The sequence below is a fragment of the Micromonospora sp. A3M-1-15 genome (assembly GCF_024213425.1).
GTDB lineage: Bacteria > Actinomycetota > Actinomycetes > Mycobacteriales > Micromonosporaceae > Micromonospora > Micromonospora chersina.
Genome location: NZ_JANAVK010000001.1, coordinates 2,028,574 through 2,053,525, shown reverse-complemented (window position 1 = coordinate 2,053,525; position 24,952 = coordinate 2,028,574). Strand labels below are relative to the sequence as shown.

The following is a 24,952-nucleotide window of genomic DNA, read 5'->3' as shown; positions in this document are numbered from 1 at the left end:
TGCGGCGGTGCCGGCCGTACCAGGCGATGCCGATGGCCACGCCGACGCCCACGCCCAGGGCTGCCGCGGCGACCGGCACGGCGGGGCGCTCCCGCAGCCGCCGGCCCAGCGGCACCGGGTGCCGGAACTCCAGCACCGGCCACGAGTTCTCCACGGCCAGCCGGCGCAGCGCCCGGTCCGGGTTGACCACGGTCGGGTGGCCCACGCACTCCAGCAGCGGCCGGTCGCTGTACGAGTCGGAGTAGGCGTAGGAGTCGGCGAGGTCGTAGCCCCGTTCGAGGGCCAGTTCGCCGACGGCGTCGACCTTGCGCGGGCCGGCCGCGTAGAACTCCACCTCGCCGCTGTAGCGGCCCTCCGCCACCGCCATCCGGGTGGCGATCACGTCGGTCACCCCGAGCAGCTCGCCGATGGGACGGACCATCTCCTCGCCGGAGGCGGAGACCAGCACCACGTCCCGCCCGGCGGCCTGGTGCTCCTCGATGAGGGCGGCGGCCTCGGCGTACACGTAGGGGTTGATCAGCTCGTGCAGCGTCTCCGCGACGATCTGGCGGACCTGTTCCACCGGCCAGCCCTTGCAGAGCGTGGCGAGGTAGTCCCGGGTCCGGGCCATGGTCTGCTCGTCGGTGCCGCCCAGCCGGAACATCAGCTGCGCGTACGCCGACTTGACCACGTCACGGCGAGTGATCAGCCCGTCCCGGTAGAACGGCCGACCGAACGCCAGTGCGCTCGACTTGGCGATGACGGTCTTGTCGAGATCGAAGAAAGCGGCACTCCGGCCCACGGCGCGAAAGTCTAGCCCGACGGGGCACGCTCGGCTGGTCCCCCGGGGGCTCTCGGAGCCACCCCGTCCGGGAGGTGTACCCGCGAGAGTGACTGCTGTCACACCTGTGGGCCATAAATTAGCGTTGCGTGGAGTGAACACCACTCGACGTATAAGGGTCCATTGCGGCATGCTTGTGCTCGCGACGAGAGTTCACGTCCCGTCGACCGCGAAGAATATGGACCCTCGGCGGTTGCACCCCCCGTGACCGCTGAGTGGGTTCGGCTCGACCCCCCCGGAGCCGAACCTCACGACGACCCCCGTCTCCCCCCGACGGGGGTCGTCCCTTTCCAGGGCGAGGGCTCCGTCGCCTATACACGGGCAGGCAGGACGCGGGCGGTCTCTAGGATCGGCACGTGATCGCTGACCTGCAGTGTGTGGTGCTGGATTGCTCCCACCCGGCGGAACTTGCCGAGTTCTACCAGGGCCTCCTCGGCGGTGTCGTCGATCAGCGGGATCAGCGATGGATGCTCAGCGACGACTGGGCGACGCTGCACACGCCGTCCGCCCTCGTCCTGGCCTTCCAGCGTGTGGCGGATTACCGGCCACCGCTCTGGCCCGATCCGGCCCGGCCTCAGCAGTTTCACCTGGACTTCGAGGTAGCGGACCCGGACCGCGCCCAGGAACAGGTGCTGGCCCTGGGGGCTACGGTGCTCGACGATGGAGCGGATGGGCGCAGTTGGCGTATCTATGCCGATCCCGCCGGGCATCCGTTCTGCCTGGTCCGCCACTTGACGAAACAGGGCCCGGCCAGCTGGTGAGTCGGCCTGCGGTCGGACTCCTGCCGCGCCGCCTCCGTGAGGGCCGTCAGAGTGGGTCGAGGCGGCGCCTGAGCAGGCAGAACTCGTTGCCTTCTGGATCGGCGAGGACGTGCCAGGACGCATCCGCAGGCTGACCGATGTCGACGAGTTTCGCCCCGGCGGCCAGGAGGCGCTCGAGCTCGGCGTCCTGATCGCGGTCGGTGGGGTTGACGTCGATGTGCAGCCGGGCAGGCCCGTTCTTCGGCTCGTCGTTGCGGATGAGGAAGATCGTCGGCTGTGGGCCGCCGAACCCTTCGCGCGGGCCGATCTCGATGCAGCCCTCCGCTTCGCGATCGAGCTCCACGAAGTCCAGGACCTCGCACCAGAACGGCGCCAGCACCTCGGGGTCGCGGCACTTGAGCACGAGCTCACCGATACGGCATGCCATTGACGAAACCTACTCTCAGCATGGGAACTGCGGGGGCGGCCGCACGCGGATCTCATGGGCTCCCCGCAGTGAGAACACCCGCGCGACCGTACCGGGCGAGGCTAGCGGGTCTGGACGAGGGTGCCCGTCGGGCTGAGCCCAGAGGTGAGGACCGGCGGGGCTGACGCGGTCTGAGCGGCGCCGCCGCAGCTTGCCGCTCGCAGGCCCACAGCCGTCGCGAACACTCCCGCCGCCGTCGGCGAAGTAGGGGTGAGCCCTCGGCCGTGTAGGAGGGATGCGGGACAGAAGGAGAATCCATGGGTGTGGTGACACGAGACGTGTGCACCCCCGCCGGGCAGACCGACGCCCAGATCATCAGCCGGATGCACGGGGATCCGGCGTTGTTCGACACCATCTTCGACCGCTACTACCCGGCGATCCACGGCTACGCGAGCCGGCGGCTGGGTCGCGACCTGGCCGACGACGTGGCGGCGGAGACGTTCCTGGTCGCGTTCGACCACTGGCGGCGCTACGACACCACGCAGCACAGCGCCCGGCCCTGGCTGTTCGGCATCGCGTCCAACCTCATAGCCGGGCATCAGCGGACCGAGGCACGGCGGTACCGGGCACTGGCCCGCGCGGAGCAGGCCGGCGCCGCCGACCGCGACAGCATCGACGGTGCGGCCGACCGGATCGCCGTACGCCTCGACGCGCAGGCCCTGCGCGGTCGGCTCGCGGCGGCGCTGGAGGAGCTGGCGCCGGCCGACCGGGAGGTGGTGCTGCTGGTCGCCTGGGCGGATTTGACCTGCGAAGACGTCGCCCGCGCGCTGGAGGTTCCCGCCGGCACCGTCCGGTCCCGGCTGCACCGGGCGCGCAGGAGATTACGGGCGGCGCTGGGTGGCGCCGATCCGACGGCAACCGGAGAGGATTCCGAGTGATCGACGACATCACCGCGCTGCGGGAGGGTTGGAGCGAGATCGAGCCGCCCTCGCCGGATGCGCAGGACCGGGCCAGGGCGGCGCTGCTGGCCCGCATCACCGAAACTCGCGCCACCGTGCCGCAGGGACGCAGGCCCGCCCGGCGGGTGCCGGGCTGGGCGTGGCGGTCCGGCCTGGCCGCCCTCGGTGCCGCCGCCCTGGTGGCGGGGGTGGTGGCGGTCGGTGGCCCCGCCCCGGTGGACCCCCCGGTCCCACGGGTGCCCTCCGAGGCCAGCGGGTCGGTCGCGCGGACCTTCGAACTGGCCGCCGTGCACGCCGAGACCGAGCCGTTCACGGCACCGCGCCCCGACCAGTGGACCTTCGTCGAGCTGCGGATCGTCCGCGGCAAGCTCGCCGAGGACAAGGGGCAGGCCACCCGCGAGACGACGCGGTCGTGGCAGCGCGCCGACGGCCGGCAGAGCGCCATGCTGGTCGACGGCAAGCTCGAAGTGAGCACGGAGAGCTCGGACCTGCCGCAGGTCGTGCCGCCGCAGGACTACCCGACGCTGGCCGGGTTGCCGACCGACCCGCGGGCACTGCTCGACTGGCTACGCGCCCGGAGCCCGTCCGGCAAGGGTGACGACGGTGTCCCGTACCTGATGATCGACTCCATGCTGCGGGACAACGTGCTGCCGCCCGGCGTGAAGGCGACCCTTCTGCGGGCACTGGCCCTGATCCCCGGCGTCACCCGGTCCAGCGAGCCGGTCGACTTCGACGGACGGCCGGCGATCGCGGTGGGCATGGTCCTGGACGGCTGGCGGCGCGAGGACATCCTGCTCGACCCGGCCACCCACGAGTTCCTCGGCAGCCGGACCGTGGTGGTCGAGGACCACACGACACCGGAGGGGGTCAGCCTGAAGAAGAATGACGTCGAGGTCGAGCTGGTCCGGGTCGCCGGGAAGATCGTGGACGCGCCGGGCCGCACCGGCTGACCGATCGGGCACGCCGACAGGCGCGTGCGCGGGCGGCCGGACCTGGTGATCCGGCCGCCCGCGTCACCGCTGGTCAGGACTTGGCGAGGTCCACGATCGAGGTGTCGTAGACCACGTACTGCTGGTAGTCGGCGTCGTAGGCGGACGCCTCGGTGCTCACCTCGGCGGCGCCCTTCCCGAACGGCGTGGTGTCGTTGGGGGTCGCCGCGGCCGTCCACGCCACGGGCGCGCCCGGGGTGCAGTCGACCAGGGCCCCGAAGCGGCCGCGGACCAGCACCTTCTTGACCACCTGGTCGACCACGCCGCTCACCGTGACCGAGGTCGGCTGGCTGCAGGTCACCGTGCCGTGCACGATCGCCTTGCCGCTGATCGTGCTGAACAGGCCGTCCGGGGCGACGGTCAGCCCCAGCTCGAGTGGCACCGTCTCCGCCTGTGCCGGCGCGGTGGCCACGAGCCCGCCCAGTGCCGCCGTGATCGACAGGCTGGCCGCGAGGGCCGCCCTCCGCCAGGTTCTCTGCATCCCCGTTCCTCTCTCCGCAGTCGGACAGCCGGGCATCTCTTCACCCGAACACTGCTGCCGGTCAATTACCGCAGACACCGTCGCCGCCGTCACACCGCACCGACAAATGAGTACATTGAGGACAGTCGGTGGCGATGGGCGGCCCATAGCAGATCGACCGGCTGATCGGCGGCTGTCCACAGCCGGTCCCGTCGTCCACAGCCGCACCCGGTCGGGCGCCGGTGCGCCGATCCCGCCGGCAGGCTGCTCCGCGGCACGTCCGAGTCCGACCGCTGGAGGCCGCCATGCCGCCCCGTACCCCGCTGCCGCCGTACCGCCGGCTGCCCCTGCTCGTCACCGCCGACGGCGACCTCCTCGACGAACTGCTGCGGCTCGCCGCGGCGGGCGGCACCGAGGTCGAGCTGGCCGCCGATCCCGCCGCCGCGCGGGCCCGCTGGACACCGGCGCCGCTGGTGCTGGTCGGCGCCGACCAGGCCCAGGCGTGCCTGCGGGCCCGCCTGCCGCGCCGGCCCCGCACGGTGCTGGTCGGTCGCTCCGGGCAGCTCGATCCGGGTACGCAGGTCGCCGAGCTGATCGGCGCCGAGCACGTCGCCACCCTGCCCGCGGCCGAGCCGTGGCTGGTCGACCGGTTCGCCGAGTGCGCCGTCGACCTGCCGGGCGGGAACCCCGCCCGCGTCGTGGCGGTGCTCGGCGGGCGGGGCGGCGCCGGCGCCAGCGTGCTGGCCGGGGGCCTCGCCGTCACGGCGGCCCGGGCCCGGCTGCGCACCCTGCTGGTGGACGCCGACCCGCTCGGCGGCGGCCTCGACCTCGTGCTCGGCTGGGAGCAGCTCGAAGGGTTGCGCTGGCCCGGCCTCACCGGCACCGACGGCCGGGTGGACCCGCCGTCGCTGGTCCGTGCCCTGCCCAGCCGGGGCGACCTGGTCGTCCTCTCCTGGGACCGGGGCGCCCTGCGGCACCTGCCGGCCGAGGCGATGGCCGCCACCGTCGACGCCGCCCGCCGAGGCCGCGACGTGGTGGTCCTCGACCTGCCCCGGCACCTGGACGACGCGGCCGTGGTCGCCCTCCAGGCGGCCGACCGGGCACTCATCGTCGTGCCAGCCGAGCTGCGCGCCACCGCCGCCGCGGCCCGGGTCGTCGCCGTGGCCGCCCCGCACTGCGCCGACCTGGCGGTGGTCGTGCGGGGTCCCGCACCGGGTCGGCTCCGGGCCGGCGAGGTGGCCCGGGCGCTCGGGCTGCCGCTGGCGGGCACACTCCGGCCCGAGCCCGGGCTCTGCCGGGGGCTGGAACGCGGCGAGGCGCCGGCCGCCACCGGGAAGGGCCCGCTCGCCGTGCTCTGCCAGCGCCTCCTCGACGGACTGGCCGACGTGCCCGCGGCGGGTGCGGCGTGACCGGGCCGGCCGACGCCGGAGAGCTGGCCGCCCGGGTCCGGCACCGGTTCGCCGCCGAGGCCACTCCGGTCACACCCGCGGCCATCGTCTCCGCCGTACGCGCCGAGCCGGACGCCGCCGTGCTCGGGGACACCGCCCTGCTGCGGATCGCCGACCGGGTCCACGACGACCTCGTCGGCGCCGGCCCGCTCGCGCCCTTGCTGGCCGATCCGCAGGTCACCGACGTGCTGGTGAACGGCACCCGGGTCTGGGTCGACCGGGGGCGGGGCCTGCACCAGGTGGCCGTGCCGCTCGGCACTGTCGACGACGTCCGCCGGCTGGCCCAGCGCCTCACCGCGGCCGCCGGACGCCGGCTCGACGACGCCTCCCCGTACGCCGACGCCCGGCTGCCCGACGGCACCCGGCTGCACGCCGTGCTGCCACCCGTGGCGACCGACGGGCCCTACCTGTCGCTGCGCACCTTCCGGCAACGGCCGTTCACCCTCGACGAACTGGTCCGGCAGGGCACCGTGCCCCGACCGCTCGCCCCGCTGCTCGCCGCCGTGGTGGCCGCCCGGTTGGCGTACCTGGTCACGGGCGGGACCGGCTCCGGCAAGACCACTCTGCTCAACACGCTGCTCGGGCTGGTGCCGGGCACCGAGCGGATCGTGCTCGTGGAGGACGCGGCGGAGCTGCGGCCCGTGCACCCGCACGTGATCGGTCTCCAGGCGCGCACGTCCAACGTGGAGGGCGCCGGGGCGGTCGGGCTGAGCGACCTGGTCCGGCAGGCGCTGCGGATGAGGCCGGACCGGCTGGTGGTGGGCGAGTGCCGGGGCGCCGAGGTGGTCGACCTGCTCGCCGCGTTGAACACCGGCCACGACGGCGGAGCCGGGACGCTGCACGCCAACGCCGCGACGGACGTACCGGCCCGGCTGGAGGCGCTCGGGATGCTCGGTGGTCTGCCGCGGGCCGCCCTGCACGCCCAGGTCGCCGCCGCGCTCCAGGTCCTCCTGCAGGTCCGGCGGACCACCGAGGGCCGGGTGCTGGAGTCCGTCAGCCTGCTCCTGCCCGAGGGCGGCGGCGACCGGGCGGTCACCGTGGTCCCGGCCTGGCTGCGCGGCCGCGGGCTCGGGCTCGGGGCCCGACCGCTCGGCGCCCTGCTGCGCGAGCGGGGGGTGGCGATGCCACCGATCCTCTGCGCGGCGTGGCCCGGCTCGGCGGGCCCGTCGTGACCGGCCCGGTGTGGCTGGTCGCCACGCTCCTGACCGGCGCCGCGGTGGCGGTCGCCTGGCCGATGCGCCTCGGCCGGGCCCGGCGGCACGCGGTCCTCGACCTGGGGAATCCCGCTCGCCATGGCGAAGTGCCGACGGTGCGAGCCTGTCCCGGGGCGGTACCGGGAACGATGCTGCGGACGCCCCACCCCAGCGGCCTTCGACGGCGCCCGACGTTGCCCGGACCTTCCGCCGACCGTCCCCCTCCGGGCCGCCCGCCGGGCCGGCGGGACCCGACGCGCCCGACTTCCGGGCTCATCCGCACTGATCGTGATCCCCGGTCCGGGCCGGCCGCACGTCTGCTCGCCACCCATCACGCGGCCCGGTCCCGGTCGGCCATCGCTCGGTTCCCCTCGGGTCGCGGCATGCGACCCCGGCTGGTTGCCGCCTTCGCCGCCGGTGGCGCGCTCCGGCTGGCCGCCGGGCTCGGGTCCTGGCGATCGGGTGCCGTCGCGTCCGCACCCCACCCGGGGTCATCCCACCGGGGCGGTCGTGCTCCGCTGGCCGGGCGAACTGCCCTGCCGGCGGCGGCGGTGGTCGGCGCCGGGGCCGGAGCGCTGCTCGGCGGCCCGGTGGCCGCGGTGGTGCTGGCCGCCTACGGCACGCTCGCGGCGCGGGCGGTGCGGCGCCGGCGGCTCCGCCGGGCGGCCGACCTGGCCCACCGCCGCGACCTGGACCAGCTCGGCGCGCTCGCCGCCGACCTGCGGGCCGGGCTGCCGCCCGGCGGGGGGATGGGCGACGGTCCGCGGCGCGTCGCCCGGTTGGCGCGAGCCGCCGTCCGGCTGGCCGACCGCACCGGGGCGCCCCTGGCCGAGCTGCTCGAACGGATCGAGGCAGACGCCCGGGCGGCGGAACGGGGTCTGGCCGCGGCCGCCGCACAGGCGGCCGGTGCCCGGGCGACCGCCTGGCTGCTCGCCGGGCTGCCGCTCGGCGGGATCGGGCTCGGGTACGCCATCGGCGTCGACCCGGTCGCCGTGCTCCTGCACACCCCGGTCGGCGGCGGCAGCGCCGTCGCAGCCGTCGCGTTGCAGATCGGCGGGCTGATCTGGGCGGAGCGCCTCGGCGCCGCGCCCGGGCGGGCCACCTGATGTCCCGCCCCGTGGTGGCCGCCGCCTGCCTGGGCGGGGCGGCGCTGCTCCTGGTCGTGTCCGGGCCCGCCGCCCGTCCGGCGCGGCGGCTGCGCCTCCTCGTCCCCAACCGGCCGCCGGAGCGGAGCCGCCCGGCCTGGTGGCCGGACCGGATCCGGCTCGGCGCCGGCCTGGCCGGGGTGGCCGCGCTGGTCGTGGTGGGCGGCTGGGCGGGTGTGCTCGTCGGGGCGCTGGCCGGGATGGCCGCCGACCGTCTGCTGCGCCGGATCGAGCCCCGGGCCGTCCGCGACCGCCGGCTCCGCGAGGCCGCCGACCTGCCCCTCGCCGCCGACCTGCTGGCCGCCGCGCTCCGGGCCGGCGCACCGGTGGACCGGTCGGTGCTGGCGGTCGCCGACGCGCTCGGTGGACCGCTCGCCGACCGGCTCGGCCGGGTCGGGCGGACGCTCGAACTCGGCGGCACGGCGGCCGAGGCGTGGGAGCACCTGGGACCGGTGCCGGGCGCGGAGCGCCTGGTGACCGGCGCGATCCGCTCGTCGAGCAGCGGCGCCGCGCTGGCCGGCGCGCTCACCCGGCTCGCCGACGACCTGCGGTCCGACCGCTCGACTGCGGCCGAGGCGGCCGCCCGGCGGGCCGGGGTGCTCATCGTGCTGCCGCTCGGGCTCTGCTTCCTGCCCGCCTTCATTCTCGCCGGTCTGGTGCCGGTGATCGTCGCCGTCCTCGGCGACGTGCTCTGAACTCTCCAGAAAGGGAGTACGACATGCGCAAACTCCTCACCCGCCTGCGCGGCGACGCCGGGATGAACACGGCCGAGTACGCCGTGGGCACCCTCGCGGCGGTCGCCTTCGCGGGGATCCTGCTGAAGGTGCTCACCTCCGGCAACGTGCAGTCCGCGCTCACCGCCGTCATCGACCGGGCCTTGAAGTGACCGGTCGCCGGTGGGCCGGCTGCCAACCCGGCCCCGACCCGGGCTCAACGTCCAGCGGCCTTGCCCCGGACCGTGGCCTTGCCCCGGACCGTGGCCTTGCCCCGGACCGTGGCCTTGCCCCGGACCGTGGCCTTGCCCCGGACCGTGCCCCTGGCCGTGGCCTTGCCCCCGACCTTGCCCCTGGCCGTGGCTCTGGCCTTGGCCGTGACTCTGGCCTCGGCTCTGGCACCGACCTTCAAGGCGGGACCCTGAGCCGGCGGCGGGGACGGGTCGTCGGGCGGCGGTCGTGGGGTGCGCGGGAGCGGGGCTCGTTCACGGCCGAGTTGGCGGCCGGCCTGCCGGCGCTGATGCTTCTCCTCTTCGCCGGTCTCACCGCGGTCGACGCCGTGACCACGCGGGCCGGCTGCCTGGACGCCGCCCGGGAAGCGGCGCTCGCCGCCGCCCGGGGCGAACCCGGGTCGACTGCCGGCGCCCGGTACGCCCCGGCCGGCGCCGACGTCTCGGTGACGGTGGCCGGCGACCGGGTCACCGTGACGGTGCGGGCGCCGGTCCGGAGCTTCGGTGCCCGGCTGCCCCGGCTCAGCGTGTCGGGCACCGCGGTGGCGGCGGTCGAACCCGGCTCCCCGGGGCCGCTGCCGTGACCCGGCGCGAGCGGTTCCCACCGGTGCGTCGGGTGATCAGCGGATGGAGACACCAGGTCGACCGCGGTGGCGCGACCGTCTGCCTGCTCGCGGTCGGACTGGTGCTCGTGCTGGTCGGGCTCTTCGGCGCCGGGCTCGGCGCGGCCCGGTGCGCACGCCACCAGGCCCGGAACGCCGCCGACTTCGCGGCTCTCGGTGGCGCCGGCCGGGCGATCGAGGGCGCCGGTGAGGCGTGTGCACGGGCCGCCGACCTGGCCGCGGCGAACGGCGCTCGGCTCACGGCCTGCCGGCTCGACGGTCTTGACGTGGTCGCGACGGCGGAGGTGAGGGTCGCTCCGCTGCCCTGGCTCGCCCGCGCGGCGAGCGCGACCTCCCGGGCCGGTCCCGCCCGAGGCTGACGGCGGGGGTGGTGTCGGGGCGGACCGGCCGGCCCCGCTCGGGGCGGACGGCGGGGTGGTGTCGGGGCGGACCGGCCGGCCCCGCTCAGGGCTGACGGCGGGCGTGGTGTCGGGGCGGGAGTCCTGTCGCCCCGACACCACCGGATGCTCGATCCCTCGCGGCCCGGTCGGGTGAGCTGCGGGCGTCAGCGGGACTGGAGGGCGTCCAGGCCGACCGCCATGGCGATCACCAGTCGCCGGTCGATCTGCGGGTGGTGGATGTCGACGACGTACCGGTCGCGCAGGCCCCACTTCTTGTCGACCGAGAACACCGGCTGGCCGTTCGCCACGAAGTCGAAGTGGTAGGGCAGCCAGGAGAGCGAGTCGACGAAGCGGCGCAGCAGGGCCACCGGCAGGCTGCGCTCCTGCCCGGTGATCTGCGGCAGGCCGGCCTGCTCGACGTGCCAGGTGGAGCGGAGCAGCGACTGGGCGAAGTCCTTGCGGAACAGGCCGATGGGGGTGCCGGCGTGGTCGGTCACGTCGTACGTGGCGCCGAGGTCGAGGCGCTGCCGGGCCTTGAAGCCGAGCAGGGGGTACTGCTTGGAGTCGTCGGTGTAGATGGTCACCTGCTCCTTGAACGCGAGCCGCTTCTGCTGCGCGAACGCGAGCAGCCCACCCTCGGAGCCGTCCGGCGCCGCGGAGTGGACCTCGTACTGGTTGACCATCATCCGGATCCGCTGGCGGACGATGAACCGCTGCTGGGCCTGCAAGCTGTCGAGCTGCATCTGATCTCCTTGAAGAGGCGAACGCCGGAGTCTCGCACAGCTCGGCCGTCACCGCCCGCCCGCGGCCAGCGCGTTCCGGCCGGTGATCCGATCGACCGCCGTCCACCTCCGCGGGCCGGCGGTCAGCGGCCGCCGTCGACGGTCGCCTTCATGGCCCAGGCGTTGAGCACCTGGTGGATGCCGCGCAGGCGTTCGTTGATCTGCTCCAGGCGCTCCGCCTGCGCCAGGCCGGCGAGCGCGGCGCCCAGCGCGATCTGCTGGTCGGGGGTGAGGTTCTCCTGGTCGATCGTGTAGAGCAGGTCGACGGTCTCGGCGATCGTGTCGGCCACGGCTGTACCTCCCGGCGCGAAGAATCTCAGGGACATGGAAGCGCTCCCATGCATCAATGCCCCGATGTCGCCCCGCTCATGCGCCCATCCCACCAACCAGGAGGTCAGTCCGCGGCGCGGCCCTCCTGCCGGGGCAGCACCGCCCCTCGGTCGGCCTCGGCCGCCGCGAGGTTGGCGAGGACCACGTCCAGGACCTTGACGGCGTCGGGCTTGGAGAGCGGGTTGTTGCCGTTGCCGCACTTCGGGGACTGGACGCAGGACGGGCACCCCGACTCGCACCCGCACTCGGCGATCGCGTCCCGGGTGGCGCGCAGCCAGGCGGCGGCCGTCCCGTACGCCCGCTCGGCGAAACCCGCCCCGCCCGGGTGGCCGTCGTAGACGAAGACGGTGGGCGCCTCGGTGTCCGGGTGCAGGGCGGTGGAGAGCCCGCCGATGTCCCACCGGTCGCAGGTCGCCATGAGCGGCAGCAGGCCGATCCCGGCGTGCTCGGCGGCGTGCAGCGCCCCCGGAATGTCGGCGGCCTCCACTCCGGCGGCGGCCAGCGACTCCGGGGAGAGGGTGAACCAGACCGCGACGGTGCGCAGTTCCCGGGCCGGCAGGTCCAGCGGCCGGGTGTCGATCACCTCGCCGGTGGCGATCCGCCGCCGCTGGTACGACACCACCTGGCTGGTCACGTCCACCTCGCCGAGGAAGAGCCCGACCGGCCCGGCGTCCACGTACGACCGGACGGACACCACGGACAGCGAGGTGACGTCCCGGGCGTGGGTGGACCAGTCCGGCTCCTCGGCGTGCACCAGCGCGCACCCGTCGGCCAGGTCGAGCGAGTCGACCACGTACGAGACGCCCTGGTGCAGGTAGACGGCGCCGGTGTGGAGCAGGAAGTGCGAGGAGCCGCCGTCGACGGTGCCGAGCAGCCGCCCGGTGGACTCCTCCACCACGCAGACCGGGGCCCCGCCCTCGCCGCGCAGGTCGACCTCGGGGCGTTCCCGGTGCCGCCAGTACCAGCCGGTGGGGCGCTGCCGCAGCGCACCGGCCTCGACCAGTGAGTCGACCGCCTCCTTGGCGCCCTCGCCGAAGAGTTCCAGGTCGGCCGGGGTGAGTGGGGCCTCGTGGGCGGCGCAGGCGAGCTGCGGCGCGAGCACGTACGGGTTGGCCGGGTCGAGCACGGTCGCCTCGACGGGTCGCCCGAACAGAGCCTCGGGGTGGTGCACCAGGTAGGTGTCGAGCGGGTCGTCGCGGGCCACCAGCACCGCGAGGGCCTCGTCGCCGGAGCGGCCGGCCCGGCCGGCCTGCTGCCACAGCGAGGCCCGGGTCCCCGGCCAGCCGCAGATCAGCACGGCGTCCAGCCCGACCAGGTCGACGCCGAGTTCCAGCGCGTTGGTGGAGGCGAGCCCCAGCAGGTCGCCGTGCAGCAGCGCGCGTTCCAGCTCGCGGCGCTCCTCGCGCAGGTAGCCGGCCCGGTAGGCGGCCACCCGGTCACCGAGGCCGGGCACCGCCTCGTCGAGGGCCCGCCGGGCGTTCGCGGCGACCACCTCGGCGCCGCGCCGGGACCGGACGAAGGCGAGCGTGCGCACGCCCTCGATCACGCTGTCGGCGAGCAGGTCGGCGGTCTCCCGCAGCGCCGAGCGGCGGACGGACACCAGGTCGGCGACCTCCTCGGCACCGGAAGGAGGGGGCAGGAGCGGCGGCTCCCAGAGCGCGAAGGTCACCCCGCCGCGCGGCGAGGCGTCCTCGGTGACGGCCGCGACGGGCAGGCCGGTGAGCCGCCCGGCCGCCGTCGCCGGGTCGCCCGACGTGGCCGAGGCCAGCACGAACACGGGGGTACGCCCGTAACGCGCGCACTGCCGGCGCAGCCGCCGCAGCACGTGCGCCACGTGCGAGCCGAACACGCCCCGGTAGGTGTGGCACTCGTCGACCACCACGTACGCGAGCCGGCGCAGGAAGCCGGACCAGTGCGCGTGCCCGGGCAGGATGCCGTGGTGCAGCATATCGGGGTTGGTCAGCACGAACCGGGAGTGCCGCCGGATCCACTCCCGCTCGGTGCGCGGGGTGTCCCCGTCGTAGGTGGCGGGGCGTACCCCCTCCAGTTCCAGGCCGGCGACGGCGCGGAGCTGGTCGGCGGCGAGCGCCTTGGTCGGGGCCAGGTAGAGCACCGTGGCGCGCGGGTCGGCGAGCAGGGTGCCCAGCGCCGGGAGCTGGTACGCCAGCGACTTGCCGGACGCCGTCCCGGTGGCCACCACCACGTGCTTCCCCGCGTACGCCAGCTCGGCGGCCTCGGCCTGGTGCCGCCACGGGGCGACCACGCCGCGCCGGGCGAACGCCGCCCGCAGCTCGTCGGGGGCCCAGCGCGGCCAGGGCGCCGGCTCGCCGGCCCGGGCCGGCACCCGCTCGACGTGGGTGACCGGGTCGGCGGCGTGCCGCAGGCGCAGCCGCCGGAGCAGCTCGCCCGGCGGCCGGCCGGGACCACTCCCCGCCGATACGGTGGCCGGTGAACTCACGTCCTGCACTCTCGCACTGGTGTTCGGAATTGGAAACCGGGGGTGGGGGTATGGGGAAGCCTTCGCCGGTGACCTGGAAGGGCTCATTCGGCGGGATGGTTAGATGCCCAGGAGAGCTTACCGAGGAGGGACCGATGGAGCTGTCGCTGGCGACCCGCACCGTGGGGGAGCACACGGTGCTCGAGGTCGGCGGTGAGGTGGACGTCTACACCGCGCCGCGCCTGCGGGAACGGCTCCTGGAGCTGATCGACGGTGGTGCCCGCCGGGTGGTGGTGGACCTGGGCCGGGTCGACTTCCTGGACTCGACCGGCCTGGGCGTGCTGGTCGGCGCGCTCAAGCGGCTCCGCTCGGCCGGCGGTTCGTTCGCGCTGGTCTGCGACAAGGAGCCGCTGCTCAAGATCTTCCGGATCACCGCCCTGGACCAGGTCTTCCCGTTGCATCCCACGGTCGACGCGGCGATCGACGCCGACGCGACCGGCGCCGGCGCGTGATGGCGACCGTCAAGCTTTCCTTCTCCCCGGCGCCGGTGCACGTCCGCACCGCACGCCTGGTGGGCGTCGCGGTGGCCCGCCGGGCCGGGGTACGCGAGGACCTGCTCGACGAGGTGCGCCTGGCCATCGGTGAGGCGTGCACCCGGGCGGTCGCGCTGCACCGGCAGTACGGGCTGCCCGACCCGGTGTACGTGGAGATGTCCGACAGTGGCGCGTACACGGTGCGGGTGGTGGACCGCGCCCCGATCGAGGCGAGCATCGGTCTCGCCGCGCTGCCCCCGGACGAGCTGGCCAAGGAGTCGCTCAGCGAGGACGCGCTGACCACCGGGGTGGGCTTCGCCCTGCTCGCCGGTTTCGTCGAGGACCTCCAGGTCCGCCCGGTCGACGAGGGCGTCGGCACCGAGGTCCGGATGGTGTGGCCGGTCGGCCGCGCCTGACCCTGTCCTGCCGCAGGCCGCGTTCCCCTCGGGGAGCGCGGCCTCGTCGTGCTGCCTGGGCCTTATATCAGATTTTTTCGCATAGCACAGTTACGAAGATCATCAGGACACGGTGCCCCCTCCCTGTGACCCTCAACACGTCGGAGGGCTACAGTACGCGGGTTGTCAGCAAGTGATCCATCCCGCAGCCAGCGGGAATGGGTGTTCATCGCTGGTCCGCCGGGGTGGGTTGGCGCGCGCTTGCGAGTCCGCATCCAGGCGTCGGTCCGTGCGTCTCCACTGGCCGGCGCGAGTTGTTCGGTACAGGAGGACATAGATGTCCGGGACCTTGGCCGCCGACGGCGGCGCACTGTCCCTTACCGGAGCCAACGTGACGTACGTCGTCATCGCCGCGGTCATCGCGCTGGTGGCGCTCGTCTTCGCGGCCGCCCTCACCAGGGCGGTCCTGGCGGCCGGTACGGGAACCACGAACATGCAGGAGATCTCCGGGGCGGTGCAGGAGGGCGCGTCCGCGTACCTGCTGCGGCAGTTCCGCACCCTGGCGATCTTCGTCGTGATCGCCGTCGTGCTGCTCTTCCTGCTGCCGGTGCACGACACCGACGGCAACGAGACCCTCGTGAAGATCGGCCGGTCGGCCTTCTTCGTGGTGGGCGCGCTGTTCAGCGCGTTCATCGGGGGCGCCGGCATGTGGCTGGCCACCCGCGCCAACCTGCGGGTCGCCGCGGCCGCCCGGGAGAGGGAAGGCGGGCGCGAGGGCGCCATGAAGATCGCCTTCCGGACCGGTGGCGTGGTCGGCTTCCTCACCGTCGGTCTCGGCCTCTTCGGCGCGGCGCTGGTCGTCATCCTGTTCAGAGGTGACGCTCCGACCGTGCTGGAGGGCTTCGGCTTCGGCGCCGCGCTGCTCGCCATGTTCATGCGGGTCGGCGGCGGCATCTTCACGAAGGCCGCCGACGTGGGCGCCGATCTGGTCGGCAAGGTCGAGCAGGGCATCCCGGAGGACGACCCGCGCAACGCCGCCACCATCGCCGACAACGTGGGCGACAACGTCGGTGACTGCGCCGGCATGGCCGCGGACCTCTTCGAGTCGTACGCGGTCACCCTGGTCGCCGCGCTGATCCTGGGCCGCGCCGCGTTCGGCGAGGACGGCCTGGTCTTCCCGCTGATCATCTCCACCATCGGCGTGCTCGTCGCGATCGTCGGCGTTTTCATCACCCGGCTGCGCACCAGCGACCGCAACGGCCTGACCGCCATCAACCGGGCCTTCTACCTCTCCGCGGTGATCTCCGCGGTGCTGGTGGCGATCGCGGCGTTCGCCTACCTGCCGGCGACCTTCGGCGAGCTGGAGGGCGGGCTGACCGACGTCGACCGCAACCCGCGGCTCGTGGCCATCGGCGCGGTGGTCATCGGCATCGTGCTGGCCGCCGCGATCCAGGCGCTCACCGGCTACTTCACCGAGACCAACCGGCGCCCGGTGCAGGACATCGGCAAGAGCTCGCAGACCGGCGCGGCCACCGTCATCCTCGCCGGCATCAGCGTCGGCCTGGAGTCGGCGGTCTACTCGGCGCTGCTGATCGGCGCGGGCGTCTTCGGCGCCTTCCTGCTCGGCGGCAGCTCCATCACGCTGTCGCTGTTCGCGGTGGCGCTGGCCGGCACCGGCCTGCTCACCACCGTCGGCGTCATCGTCGCCATGGACACCTTCGGCCCGATCTCCGACAACGCCCAGGGCGTGGCCGAGATGTCCGGTGACATCGACGAGCACGGCGCGCGGACGCTGACCGAGCTCGACGCCGTCGGCAACACCACCAAGGCGATCACCAAGGGCATCGCGATCGCCACCGCGGTGCTGGCCGCGACCGCGCTGTTCGGCTCGTACACCGACACGCTGCGCTCCTCGTACGAGGACGCGGGCGTGGGCGACGTCGGCACCGAGATCCTCAACTCGCTGAACGTGGCCAACCCGCGCAACCTGGTCGGCCTCATCATCGGCGCGGCGGTGGTCTTCCTCTTCTCCGGCCTGGCCATCAACGCGGTGTCCCGCTCGGCCGGCGCCGTGGTGATGGAGGTCCGCCGGCAGTTCCGCGAGCTGCCCGGCATCATGGACCGCACCCAGCGCCCCGAGTACGGCAAGGTCGTCGACATCTGCACCCGGGACGCGCAGCGCGAGCTGATGACCCCCGGCCTGCTGGCCATCCTGGCCCCGATCGCGGTCGGCTTCGGCCTCGGCCCGGGCGCCCTGGCCTCGTACCTGGCCGGTGCGATCGGCGCGGGCACCCTGATGGCGGTCTTCCTGGCCAACTCCGGTGGCGCCTGGGACAACGCCAAGAAGCTCGTGGAGGACGGCGCGTACGGCGGCAAGGGCTCCGAGGCGCACGCCGCGACCGTCATCGGCGACACCGTCGGCGACCCGTTCAAGGACACCGCCGGCCCGGCGATCAACCCGCTGATCAAGGTGATGAACCTGGTCTCGCTGCTGATCGCCCCGGCCGTGGTGGCCTGGAGCGTGGGCGACGACAAGAACACCGCGCTGCGCATCGCGATCGCCGTGGTGGCCGCGCTGATCATCGTGGCGGCCGTGGTGTTCAGCAAGCGCAAGGGCATCGCGATGGACGACTCCGACAGCGGCGCCGGCACCCCGGACGAGCGCGTGGAGACGGTCAACGCCTGACCCGGACGACGCGACGGTTCCCGGTCGGCCCAGGCCGGCCGGGAACCGTGCCGTCCGGCGGTCCCGTGCACGAAACCTGACCGGTGGCACTTCCACCGGGAGGTCGTACGCTGCAACGCATGCGTACGCGCCGGGCGGCAACCGCCGGAAAGCTCACGGTGGTCCTGGCCACGCTGGTCCTCGTCGTCGCCGGCTGCGGCGGTCCCAGCCCGCAGGCCTGGGCCGCCTCGGTCTGCCAGGCACTCAGCCCGTGGCGCGCCGAGATCAACAAGCTGACCAGCAGCACCCAGCAGCAGATGACCGCGCAGACCACCCCTGCGCAGGCCAAGGAGAACCTGGTCCGGCTGTTCGCCGGGGCCGAGCAGGCCAGCGAGACCGCCCGGCGCAAGGTCGAGGAGGCGGGCGTGCCGGAGACGGACCACGGCGACGAGATCTCCGCCGGGTTCCGCGCCTCGCTCAGCAAGGTGCGGGACGCGTACGGGCGGGCCCGGGACACCATCGACCGCCTGGACACCGCCCAGGCCGGTCCCTTCTACGACGGGGTGCGGGCCGCCGTGGACACGCTCAACAAGGAGTACGACGCGAGCGCGCTGGACACCAGCAAACTCAACTCGACCGAACTCAAAGAGGCCTTCGACGAGGTCCCGGAGTGTCGCTGACCCCTCCCTCCCAGAACCCGGCCCGCCAGCCCTCGCTGTTCTCCACCGAGGCGGCCGACCCGTCGCTGTCCGACCTCGCCGGCCTGCTCGCCGGGCCCGGGGAGGTGGTGCGGATGGGCGGGACGGCCCGGGTCGCCGTGGTCGTGGACGCCGCCTGGCGGGTGCACGTGCTGGTGGCCGAGCTGGGCGCCCGGGGGATCCCGGCGAGCTGGGAGCCGACGGAGGACGGCCGGCACCTGGTGCGCACCGCGTACGCCACCACGCTGGCCCCGCTCGCCCTGGCCTGGCTGCGGGGGGCGGTGAAGCGGCCCCCGGCGCGGTTCCACCTCAACGGGCGGCGGCTGCGGCTCTGGCTCGCCGCCGCCGGGGCGGCCGACCCGGCCGGGTTCCGGCTGCGGCTCGGCCCGGCCGACGAGGAGTGCTGGCCGCCGGTGCGCGCCGCGCTCGCCGCGGTGGGGCTTCCGGCCGCGTTCGTGGAGGCGGAGGAGGGCGGGCCGGCGTACCGGATCACCGGCCGGCGCCGGGTGGCCCGGCTCGCGGAGCTGGTCGGGGACCGGCCGCGGGCCGTGCCGGCGGCCGAGTGGCCGGGGACGCACGGCTGACCCTCCGGCGCAACCCCACCGGCTGTCCGATCCCGGACACACCGTGCGGCGGTTTGCCCAGGAAAACGACTGGTGTCCCCTCCGCCATGGGTGCGTGATCGTCACAGTGACCCGCTCGGCGCCCTACCCACGGTGTACGGTGGCGCCGTCCGGCGGGGTGCCGGCCGATGGTCGACGGAACCTGATCATTTGCCGCCCACGAAACCCGGAACGCGGACGGCGCGTTACGTTGGACATCCGGACCGCCGGTGGTGCGACACGGCCCGAAGCGGGCATTGCGTAGGAGTGAGGTCGGGGAGAGACGTGCCGAGCAACGCTGGAACCACCCGTCTGGTCATCGTCGAGTCACCGGCGAAGGCCAAGACGATCTCGGGCTATCTCGGCCCGGGGTACGTCGTGGAGGCCAGCTTCGGCCACGTCCGGGACCTGCCCCGCAACGCCGCCGAGATCCCGGCCGCCTACGAGGACAAGCCCTGGGCCCGGCTCGGCGTGGACGTGGACAACGGCTTCGCCGCGCTCTACGTGGTCTCCGCGGACCGCAAGAAGCAGATCACCAAGCTGAAGTCGCTGGCCAAGGAGGTGGACGAGATCTTCCTCGCCACCGACGAGGACCGCGAGGGCGAGGCGATCGCCTGGCACCTGGTGGAGACGCTCAAGCCCAAGGTGCCGGTCAAGCGGATGGTCTTCCACGAGATCACCAAGCCGGCCATCCAGGCCGCGGTGGCCAACCCGCGGGAGATCGACCGGGACCTGGTCGACGCCCAGGAGGCCCGGCGCATCCTCGACCGCCTCTACGGCTACGAGGTCTCCCCGGTGCTCTGGCGCAAGGTCCGCAGCGGCCTCTCCGCCGGCCGGGTGCAGTCCGTGGCGACCCGGATCGTGGTCGAGCGGGAGCGGCAGCGGATGGCCTTCCGCACCGCCGAGTACTGGGACATCCTGGCCACCCTCGCCGTGGCCAACCCCGGCGAGGGCCCGCGCACCTTCAACGCCACCCTCATCGCGCTGGGCGGCGACCGGATCGCCACCGGTAAGGACTTCGAGCCGACCACCGGCCGGGTCAAGCCCGGAGCCGGGGTGGTGCACCTCGACGAGAGCGGCGCCCGGGGTCTGGCCGCGCGCCTCGAAGGGCGGCCGTTCACGGTCACCCGGGTCGAGGAGAAGCCCTACCGCCGCCGCCCGTACGCGCCGTTCATCACCTCCACCCTCCAGCAGGAGGCGGCCCGCAAGCTCCGGCTCTCGTCGCAGCAGACGATGCGTACCGCGCAGCGGCTCTACGAGAACGGCTACATCACCTACATGCGTACCGACTCGGTGAACCTGTCGGAGACCGCCATCGCGGCGGCCCGCCGGCAGATCGTCGAGCTGTACGGCGAGCGCAGCGTGCCGCCGGAGCCCCGCCGCTACACCGGCAAGGTGAAGAACGCGCAGGAGGCGCACGAGGCGATCCGCCCGGCGGGGGACAATTTCCGCACCCCGGGCGAGGTGGCCAAGGAGCTGTCCGCCGAGGAGTTCAAGCTCTACGAGCTGATCTGGCGGCGCACCATCGCCTCGCAGATGACCGACGCGGTCGGCTCCAGCGTCTCGGTGCGCATCCGGGCGCTCACCTCCGCCGGTGAGGAGGCCGACTTCGGTGCCACCGGCAAGACCATCACCGACCCCGGCTTCCTGCGCGCCTACGTCGAGTCGAGCGACGACGAGAACGCCGAGGCCGAGGACGCCGAGCGGCGGCTGCCCACCCTCACCAAGGACCAGCCGCTCACCGCCGACGAGCTGGCCGCCCAGGGCCACCACACCCAGCCGCCTGCCCGCTACACCGAGGCGTCGCTGGTCAAGGCCCTCGAGGAGTTGGGCATCGGCCGCCCGTCGACGTACGCGTCGATCATGCAGACCATCCAGGACCGCGGGTACGTCTTCAAGCGCGGCCAGGCCATGATCCCGTCGTTCCTGGCGTTCGCGGTGATCGGGCTGCTGGAGCGGCACTACCCGCGCCTCATCGACTACGACTTCACGGCCAGCATGGAGAACGAGCTGGACGAGATCGCCGGCGGCGACCACGCGGCGGTCGACTTCCTCACCTCCTTCTACTTCGGCAGCGCCAACGGCACCGGCGACCAGGCCATCGCCCACGCGGGCGGGCTCAAGAAGCTGGTCACCGAGAACCTCAGCGACATCGACGCGCGCAGCGTCAACTCGATCCCGCTCTTCACCGACGAGGACGGGCGCGAGGTCGTCGTCCGGGTCGGCCGCTACGGGCCGTACCTCCAGCGGGCGCTGCCCGGCGAGCAGCCTGCCCCCGCCGCGGAGGGCGAGGAGGGCGGCGGCCAGGGCGACCGGGCGCCGATCCCCGAGGGGCTGGCCCCCGACGAGCTGACCCCGGAGAAGGTGCACGAGCTGTTCCTCGGTGGCGGGGGCGAGCGCAAGCTCGGCGACGACCCGGCCACCGGCGAGCCGATCCTGCTCAAGTCCGGCCGCTTCGGCCCGTACGTGGCCAGCGGCGAGCGGAAGTCCTCGCTGCTGCGCTCGCAGTCGCCGGACAGCCTCACCTTCGACCAGGCGTTGCAGCTGCTCAGCCTGCCCCGGGTGATCGGCGCCGACCCCGAGGGCAACGAGGTCGTCGCCAACAACGGCCGCTACGGCCCGTACGTCAAGCGTGGTGACGAGTTCCGCTCGCTGGACTCGGAAGACAAGATGTTCACCGTCACGCTGGACGAGGCGCTCGCCCTGCTGGCCGCCCCGAAGACGCGCCAGCGCCGGGCCGCCGCGCCGCCGCTGCGGGAGATGGGCAACGACCCGGCCACCGAGAAGCCGCTGGTCATCAAGGACGGGCGGTTCGGGCCGTACGTCACGGACGGGGAGACCAACGCGTCGCTGCGGCGCGGGCAGACCCCGGAGGCGCTGACCCTCGAGGAGGCCTCCGAGATGCTCGCCGAGAAGCGGGCGAAGGGTCCGGCCCCGAAGAAGAAGGCGGCGAAGAAGGCCGCCCCCGCCAAGAAGACGACTGCAGCGAAGAAGACGGCGGCGGCCAAGTCCACCACCGCCAAGAAGACCACCACCGCCAAGGCCACGACGGCGAAAAAGGCCGCAGCCAAAAAGGCAACACCAAAGAAGGCCACCACCACCTCGCCGGAGTAACGCTCTCTTCGAGATCTTGGAAGGAAACGGCCCTCATGAGGGCTTTTTCCTTCCAAGATCTTTTCTTTGTCCACAGGGGCGGCGAGGAGAGGTGGGTGCTGGGCAGGGTTGGTGGGTGGGGAGTTCCTGGGCGGCGTTGCGGCGGGCGGTGCCGGGCGATGACGCGGACGAGCTGACCTGGTTGCTCTTCCGGCAGGAGGACGTGATCTCCCTGGCGCAGGCGCGGGAGCACCTGACCCGTAAGGCGATCCGCCACCGGGTGGCGACGGGTCGCTGGCGCCAGGTGCACCGTGCGGTCCTGGTCGCACACAACGGCCCGATCGCGCCGGCTCAGCTTCCCTGGATCGCCGTGCTGGCCGCCGGCCCCGCCGCGCTGCTCGGCGGGCTCAGCGCCGCCCAGGCGGGCGGCCTGCGCGGGTTCCCCGACCGGGTCGTGCACCTGCTGCTACCGGCAGCCGTTCGTCGTGCCCCGCTGCAAGCGGGCGTCCGGGCGCACCGCACCAGTCACCTACCCGACCGGGACGTGCTCGCGCTGGGACAGCCACCTCGGACGGCGGCCGCCCGGTCGATCGTCGACGCGGCCCAGTGGGCGCTCAACGACGGGCAGGCTCGGGCCGTCGTCGCGGCGGCGTTCCAGCAGCGGTTGGTGGGCGGTGACGACCTGCACGAGGTCGTCGATCGGATGCCGCGCCTCCGTCGGCGCCGGCTGATCCTGACCACCGCGACGGACGCCGCCGGTGGCGCGCATTCGCTGGGCGAGTTGGACCTGCTGAGCCTGGTCCGTCGCGCCGGGCTGCCGGAGCCGACGCGTCAGGTGGTCCGGCGGGATGCGGCTGGCCGGCGCCGTTACCTGGACGCGTACTTCGAGGAGTGGCGGGTGCACGTCGAGGTCGACGGTGGCCAGCATCTCGACCCCGCCCACGCCGGGGCGGACATGCGCCGACAGAACGACCTGTGGGTGGAGGGCGACCGCGTCCTCCGGTTCCCCTCGTGGGCCCTGCGCACAGACCCCGAGACGGTCGTAACCCAACTCCGCGCGGCCCTCCGCGCCGCCGGCTGGCGCGGCTGACGCCTCCCCGAGATCTTGGAAGGAACCGGCCCCCATGAGGGCCCTTTCCTTCCAAGATCTTCAGGGTCAGGCGTCCAGCACCTGCTGGAGGTATGGGTTGGTGAAGCGGTTTTCGGGGTCCAGGCGCTTGCGGACCGTTTGGAAGTCGGTGAACTTCGGGTATGCCGTCGCCAGGGAGTCGGCGGTCCGCCAGTGCAGCTTGCCCCAGTGGGGGCGGCCGTCCAGCCCGGTGGCGACCTCCTCGAACGCCCGGAAGTACGGCTCGTACGGCATCCCGACGTACTGGTGGATGGCGATGTACGCGGAGTCCCGCCCGTATCCGTGGGAGAGCCAGATGTCGTCGGCGGCGGTGAACCGCACCTCGACCGGGAACAGCACCTTGAACGGCATCCGGTCCACGATCCCCCGCAGTTCCGCCAGGGCGGTGGGCAGGGCGGTGCGCGGGAGCGCGTACTCCATCTCCACGAAGCGGACCCGGCGCGGGGTGCAGAAGACCTGGTCGGAGCGGCCGGTGTAGGTGCGTTCGGTGAGCGCCCGGGCGGAGATGGCGCTGATCCCGGGGGCGAGCGCCGGCACGGCGCGGCCCAGCCGGCAGGCCCCGGCGAAGACGGTGTTGGAGAGGAACTCGTCGTCCAGCCAGCCGCGCCAGCGGGGCAGCGGCCGGTCGTCGGCGGGGACCCGGTCGTTGGTCTTGACCTGCACGCGGTCGGTGTAAGGGAACCAGTAGAACTCGGCGTGGTCGTGCTGCTCGATCAGGCCGGGCAGGTCGTCGAGGACCGCGGCGAGCGCGGCCGGCCGCTCGTGCGCGCGGAGCACGAAGGCGTCGACGCAACGCAGCGTGACCTCGACGAGCACCCCGACGGCGCCGAGCCCGACCCGGGCGGCGGCGAACACGTCGCGGTGTTCGTCGGCGGAGCAGCGCAGCACCTCGCCGGTCCCGGTGACCAGGGTCAGCGCGGTGACGAAGGTGGACAGGCAGCCGAGCTTCGCGCCGGTGCCGTGGGTGCCGGTGGAGAGCGCCCCGGCGATGGTCTGCGCGTCGATGTCGCCGAGGTTGGGCAGAGCCAGGCCATGGCGGGCGAGCAGGTCGTTGAGGGTGTGCAGGGGCATTCCGGCCGGTACGGTGACCAGGCGGCGAGCGGGGTCGACGGTGACCCCGGTGTCCAGGTCGGCGAGGTCGAGCCGGTGCCCGTCGGCGACGGCGGTCGCGGTGAAGGAGTGTCCGCTGCCCACCGCCCGGATCGTCCGGCCGGTGTCGGCGGCGTGGCGCACCGCCTCGGCGACCTCCTCGACGGTGCGGGGGCGCACCGTCAGGGCGGCGGTGCTGCGCTGGTTGCCGGCCCAGTTGGACCAGGCGGCTGGCGTGCCGACCATGGGACGCTCCTCGACGTGAATATGAACTGACTTCATATCAGGAACGTTGTACCTGGTAAATACCGCAATCGAGCCCGGCTCGTTGTACCGGTAGTCACAGACTCGTGACGTGCAGATATGTTCATCCGTCGAAGGGGGGTGGCGCCGAGTGTCCACACCAGCCGCCACGACCGGGCCGCTGCGTCGGGTACCGGTGCAGGGTCGAAGTGTGGCGCGGGTCCAGCGGATGCTGGACGCCTGCGCCGAGCTCGTCGACGAAGTGGGGTACGAGGGCTTGACCACGACCCTGCTCGCCGAGCGTGCCGAGGTGGCGATCGGGTCGGTCTACCAGTTCTTTCCGGACAAGCGGGCGATCGTGCAGGCGCTCACGCTGCGCACGATGGAGTCCTATCTCCAGCGGCTCGACGAGCGATTCGCCTCCACCGACCTGACCTACTGGTGGGACGGGGTCGACGCGGCGATCGACGAGTACATCTCGATGCACCGCACGGTCCCCGGGTTCCGTACCCTGCACTTCGGCGACGTGGTCGACCTGCACCTGCTCGACGAGCAGCGGGACAACAACGGGGTGATCGCCGATCAGCTCGCCCGGGTGCTCACGGAGCGTTTCGGTCTGGCCGGCGTGCCCGACCTCCGGTTCCACCTGGAGGTCGCGGTGGAGGCGGCCGACGCCCTGATCAAGCTGGCGTTCCGCCGCCGTACCGACGGCGACGAGCGGGTGCTGGTCGAGGCGAAGGCGCTCATCCGGGAGTACCTGCACCGGCAGGTCGACGCCCGGACGGAGGCCGTCCAGCAGGGTTGAGCAGGGCGTCACCGCCCTGGTGCC

At 73.6% G+C, this 24,952-nt stretch carries 26 protein-coding genes; 18 read left to right on the top strand and 8 right to left on the bottom strand.

All coding sequences use genetic code 11. From position 1 onward, the window contains the following. Positions 1-781: HAD family phosphatase (locus NLX85_RS09700; RefSeq protein ID WP_254333517.1), on the bottom strand; the 781-nt coding region annotated here is incomplete at its 3' end. Positions 782-1,176: 395 nt separating this feature from the next. On the opposite strand from NLX85_RS09700, the gene NLX85_RS09695 reads away from it, so the two are divergent. Further along, entirely contained in the window at positions 1,177-1,581 is a 405-nt protein-coding gene (locus NLX85_RS09695; protein ID WP_254333515.1) for a VOC family protein, read from the top strand. 46 nt (positions 1,582-1,627) lie between these two features. On the opposite strand, the gene NLX85_RS09690 is transcribed toward NLX85_RS09695, so the two are convergent. Further along, positions 1,628-2,008 carry a VOC family protein gene (locus NLX85_RS09690; protein ID WP_254333513.1) on the bottom strand — a complete coding sequence of 127 codons (381 nt, stop codon included), beginning with the start codon at positions 2,006-2,008 and terminating at the stop codon, positions 1,628-1,630. 296 nt (positions 2,009-2,304) lie between these two features. Between NLX85_RS09690 and NLX85_RS09685 the strand changes: the two genes are divergently transcribed. Both NLX85_RS09685 and NLX85_RS09680 read left to right on the top strand, forming a co-directional pair. Then, positions 2,305-2,925 carry an RNA polymerase sigma factor gene (locus NLX85_RS09685; protein ID WP_254333512.1) on the top strand — a complete coding sequence of 207 codons (621 nt, stop codon included), beginning with the start codon at positions 2,305-2,307 and terminating at the stop codon, positions 2,923-2,925. Further along, positions 2,922-3,896 carry a CU044_5270 family protein gene (locus tag NLX85_RS09680; RefSeq protein WP_254333510.1) on the top strand — a complete coding sequence of 325 codons (975 nt, stop codon included), beginning with the start codon at positions 2,922-2,924 and terminating at the stop codon, positions 3,894-3,896. The genes NLX85_RS09685 and NLX85_RS09680 overlap by 4 nt, the downstream gene beginning before the upstream one ends. Positions 3,897-3,969: 73 nt before the next feature. Here the strand turns inward: NLX85_RS09680 and NLX85_RS09675 are convergent, their stop codons facing one another. After that, positions 3,970-4,416 carry a hypothetical protein gene (locus tag NLX85_RS09675; RefSeq protein WP_254333508.1) on the bottom strand — a complete coding sequence of 149 codons (447 nt, stop codon included), beginning with the start codon at positions 4,414-4,416 and terminating at the stop codon, positions 3,970-3,972. 284 nt (positions 4,417-4,700) lie between these two features. Here NLX85_RS09675 and ssd point away from each other — a divergent pair, with 284 nt between their 5' ends. From ssd to NLX85_RS09650, 5 genes are all read left to right on the top strand, one after another. Beyond that, positions 4,701-5,804, top strand: a complete 1,104-nt coding sequence (gene ssd, locus NLX85_RS09670; protein ID WP_254333506.1) for a septum site-determining protein Ssd — start codon at positions 4,701-4,703, stop codon at positions 5,802-5,804. After that, a complete protein-coding gene (locus NLX85_RS09665) occupies positions 5,801-7,015 on the top strand; it encodes a TadA family conjugal transfer-associated ATPase (protein WP_254333504.1) in 1,215 nt (404 codons plus the stop codon). The genes ssd and NLX85_RS09665 overlap by 4 nt, the downstream gene beginning before the upstream one ends. A 404-nt stretch (positions 7,016-7,419) precedes the next feature. Continuing rightward, positions 7,420-8,142: a hypothetical protein gene (locus NLX85_RS09660; RefSeq protein WP_374628062.1), complete on the top strand. Its 723-nt coding sequence runs from the start codon at positions 7,420-7,422 to the stop codon at positions 8,140-8,142. After that, positions 8,142-8,876 carry a type II secretion system F family protein gene (locus tag NLX85_RS09655; RefSeq protein ID WP_254333502.1) on the top strand — a complete coding sequence of 245 codons (735 nt, stop codon included), beginning with the start codon at positions 8,142-8,144 and terminating at the stop codon, positions 8,874-8,876. Before NLX85_RS09660 ends, NLX85_RS09655 begins: the two co-directional genes overlap by 1 nt. Before the next feature lie 23 nt (positions 8,877-8,899). Beyond that, the gene (locus tag NLX85_RS09650) at positions 8,900-9,067 is read left to right on the top strand and encodes a DUF4244 domain-containing protein (RefSeq protein ID WP_013283643.1); all 168 of its coding nucleotides are present in this window, start codon (positions 8,900-8,902) and stop codon (positions 9,065-9,067) included. A 44-nt stretch (positions 9,068-9,111) separates the two neighbouring features. Here the strand turns inward: NLX85_RS09650 and NLX85_RS09645 are convergent, their stop codons facing one another. Then, on the bottom strand, positions 9,112-9,306 hold the full coding sequence (locus tag NLX85_RS09645; RefSeq protein WP_254333739.1) for a hypothetical protein: 195 nt from the start codon (positions 9,304-9,306) through the stop codon (positions 9,112-9,114). Positions 9,307-9,315: 9 nt separating this feature from the next. Here NLX85_RS09645 and NLX85_RS09640 point away from each other — a divergent pair, with 9 nt between their 5' ends. Both NLX85_RS09640 and NLX85_RS09635 read left to right on the top strand, forming a co-directional pair. Then, entirely contained in the window at positions 9,316-9,708 is a 393-nt protein-coding gene (locus NLX85_RS09640; protein ID WP_254333738.1) for a TadE family type IV pilus minor pilin, read from the top strand. Between the two features lie 32 nt (positions 9,709-9,740). After that, entirely contained in the window at positions 9,741-10,106 is a 366-nt protein-coding gene (locus NLX85_RS09635) for an Rv3654c family TadE-like protein (RefSeq protein ID WP_254333495.1), read from the top strand. A 185-nt stretch (positions 10,107-10,291) separates the two neighbouring features. Here the strand turns inward: NLX85_RS09635 and NLX85_RS09630 are convergent, their stop codons facing one another. The 3 genes from NLX85_RS09630 to NLX85_RS09620 form a co-directional block, all read right to left on the bottom strand. Next, positions 10,292-10,870 carry a hypothetical protein gene (locus NLX85_RS09630; protein WP_254333493.1) on the bottom strand — a complete coding sequence of 193 codons (579 nt, stop codon included), beginning with the start codon at positions 10,868-10,870 and terminating at the stop codon, positions 10,292-10,294. 122 nt (positions 10,871-10,992) lie between these two features. After that, the gene (locus NLX85_RS09625) at positions 10,993-11,199 is read right to left on the bottom strand and encodes a hypothetical protein (RefSeq protein ID WP_091315198.1); all 207 of its coding nucleotides are present in this window, start codon (positions 11,197-11,199) and stop codon (positions 10,993-10,995) included. 104 nt (positions 11,200-11,303) lie between these two features. Beyond that, positions 11,304-13,784, bottom strand: a complete 2,481-nt coding sequence (locus NLX85_RS09620) for a DEAD/DEAH box helicase (RefSeq protein ID WP_254333491.1) — start codon at positions 13,782-13,784, stop codon at positions 11,304-11,306. A 47-nt stretch (positions 13,785-13,831) separates the two neighbouring features. Here NLX85_RS09620 and NLX85_RS09615 point away from each other — a divergent pair, with 47 nt between their 5' ends. The 7 genes from NLX85_RS09615 to NLX85_RS09585 all read left to right on the top strand — a co-directional run bounded on the left by NLX85_RS09615 (position 13,832) and on the right by NLX85_RS09585 (position 22,752). Continuing rightward, positions 13,832-14,188, top strand: coding sequence for an STAS domain-containing protein (locus NLX85_RS09615; RefSeq protein ID WP_091261160.1), 357 nt, complete (start codon positions 13,832-13,834; stop codon positions 14,186-14,188). Next, on the top strand, positions 14,188-14,625 hold the full coding sequence (locus NLX85_RS09610) for an ATP-binding protein (RefSeq protein ID WP_091261158.1): 438 nt from the start codon (positions 14,188-14,190) through the stop codon (positions 14,623-14,625). Before NLX85_RS09615 ends, NLX85_RS09610 begins: the two co-directional genes overlap by 1 nt. A 316-nt stretch (positions 14,626-14,941) precedes the next feature. Next, positions 14,942-17,290, top strand: coding sequence for a sodium-translocating pyrophosphatase (locus NLX85_RS09605; RefSeq protein ID WP_254333489.1), 2,349 nt, complete (start codon positions 14,942-14,944; stop codon positions 17,288-17,290). 119 nt (positions 17,291-17,409) lie between these two features. Continuing rightward, positions 17,410-17,949, top strand: a complete 540-nt coding sequence (locus tag NLX85_RS09600) for a hypothetical protein (RefSeq protein WP_254333487.1) — start codon at positions 17,410-17,412, stop codon at positions 17,947-17,949. Then, positions 17,940-18,551 carry a hypothetical protein gene (locus NLX85_RS09595; protein ID WP_254333485.1) on the top strand — a complete coding sequence of 204 codons (612 nt, stop codon included), beginning with the start codon at positions 17,940-17,942 and terminating at the stop codon, positions 18,549-18,551. The genes NLX85_RS09600 and NLX85_RS09595 overlap by 10 nt, the downstream gene beginning before the upstream one ends. 303 nt (positions 18,552-18,854) lie before the next feature. Further along, complete coding sequence (topA, locus tag NLX85_RS09590; RefSeq protein ID WP_254333483.1) at positions 18,855-21,683, top strand: type I DNA topoisomerase; 2,829 nt, start codon at positions 18,855-18,857, stop codon at positions 21,681-21,683. Positions 21,684-21,798: 115 nt separating this feature from the next. Next, entirely contained in the window at positions 21,799-22,752 is a 954-nt protein-coding gene (locus NLX85_RS09585) for an endonuclease domain-containing protein (protein WP_254333482.1), read from the top strand. A 66-nt stretch (positions 22,753-22,818) separates the two neighbouring features. Here NLX85_RS09585 and NLX85_RS09580 read toward each other — a convergent pair whose 3' ends face one another. Beyond that, positions 22,819-24,126: a D-arabinono-1,4-lactone oxidase gene (locus NLX85_RS09580; protein ID WP_254333480.1), complete on the bottom strand. Its 1,308-nt coding sequence runs from the start codon at positions 24,124-24,126 to the stop codon at positions 22,819-22,821. 226 nt (positions 24,127-24,352) lie between these two features. Here NLX85_RS09580 and NLX85_RS09575 point away from each other — a divergent pair, with 226 nt between their 5' ends. Then, positions 24,353-24,928, top strand: coding sequence for a TetR family transcriptional regulator (locus NLX85_RS09575; RefSeq protein ID WP_254333737.1), 576 nt, complete (start codon positions 24,353-24,355; stop codon positions 24,926-24,928). The last annotated feature ends 24 nt before the right edge of the window (positions 24,929-24,952 follow it).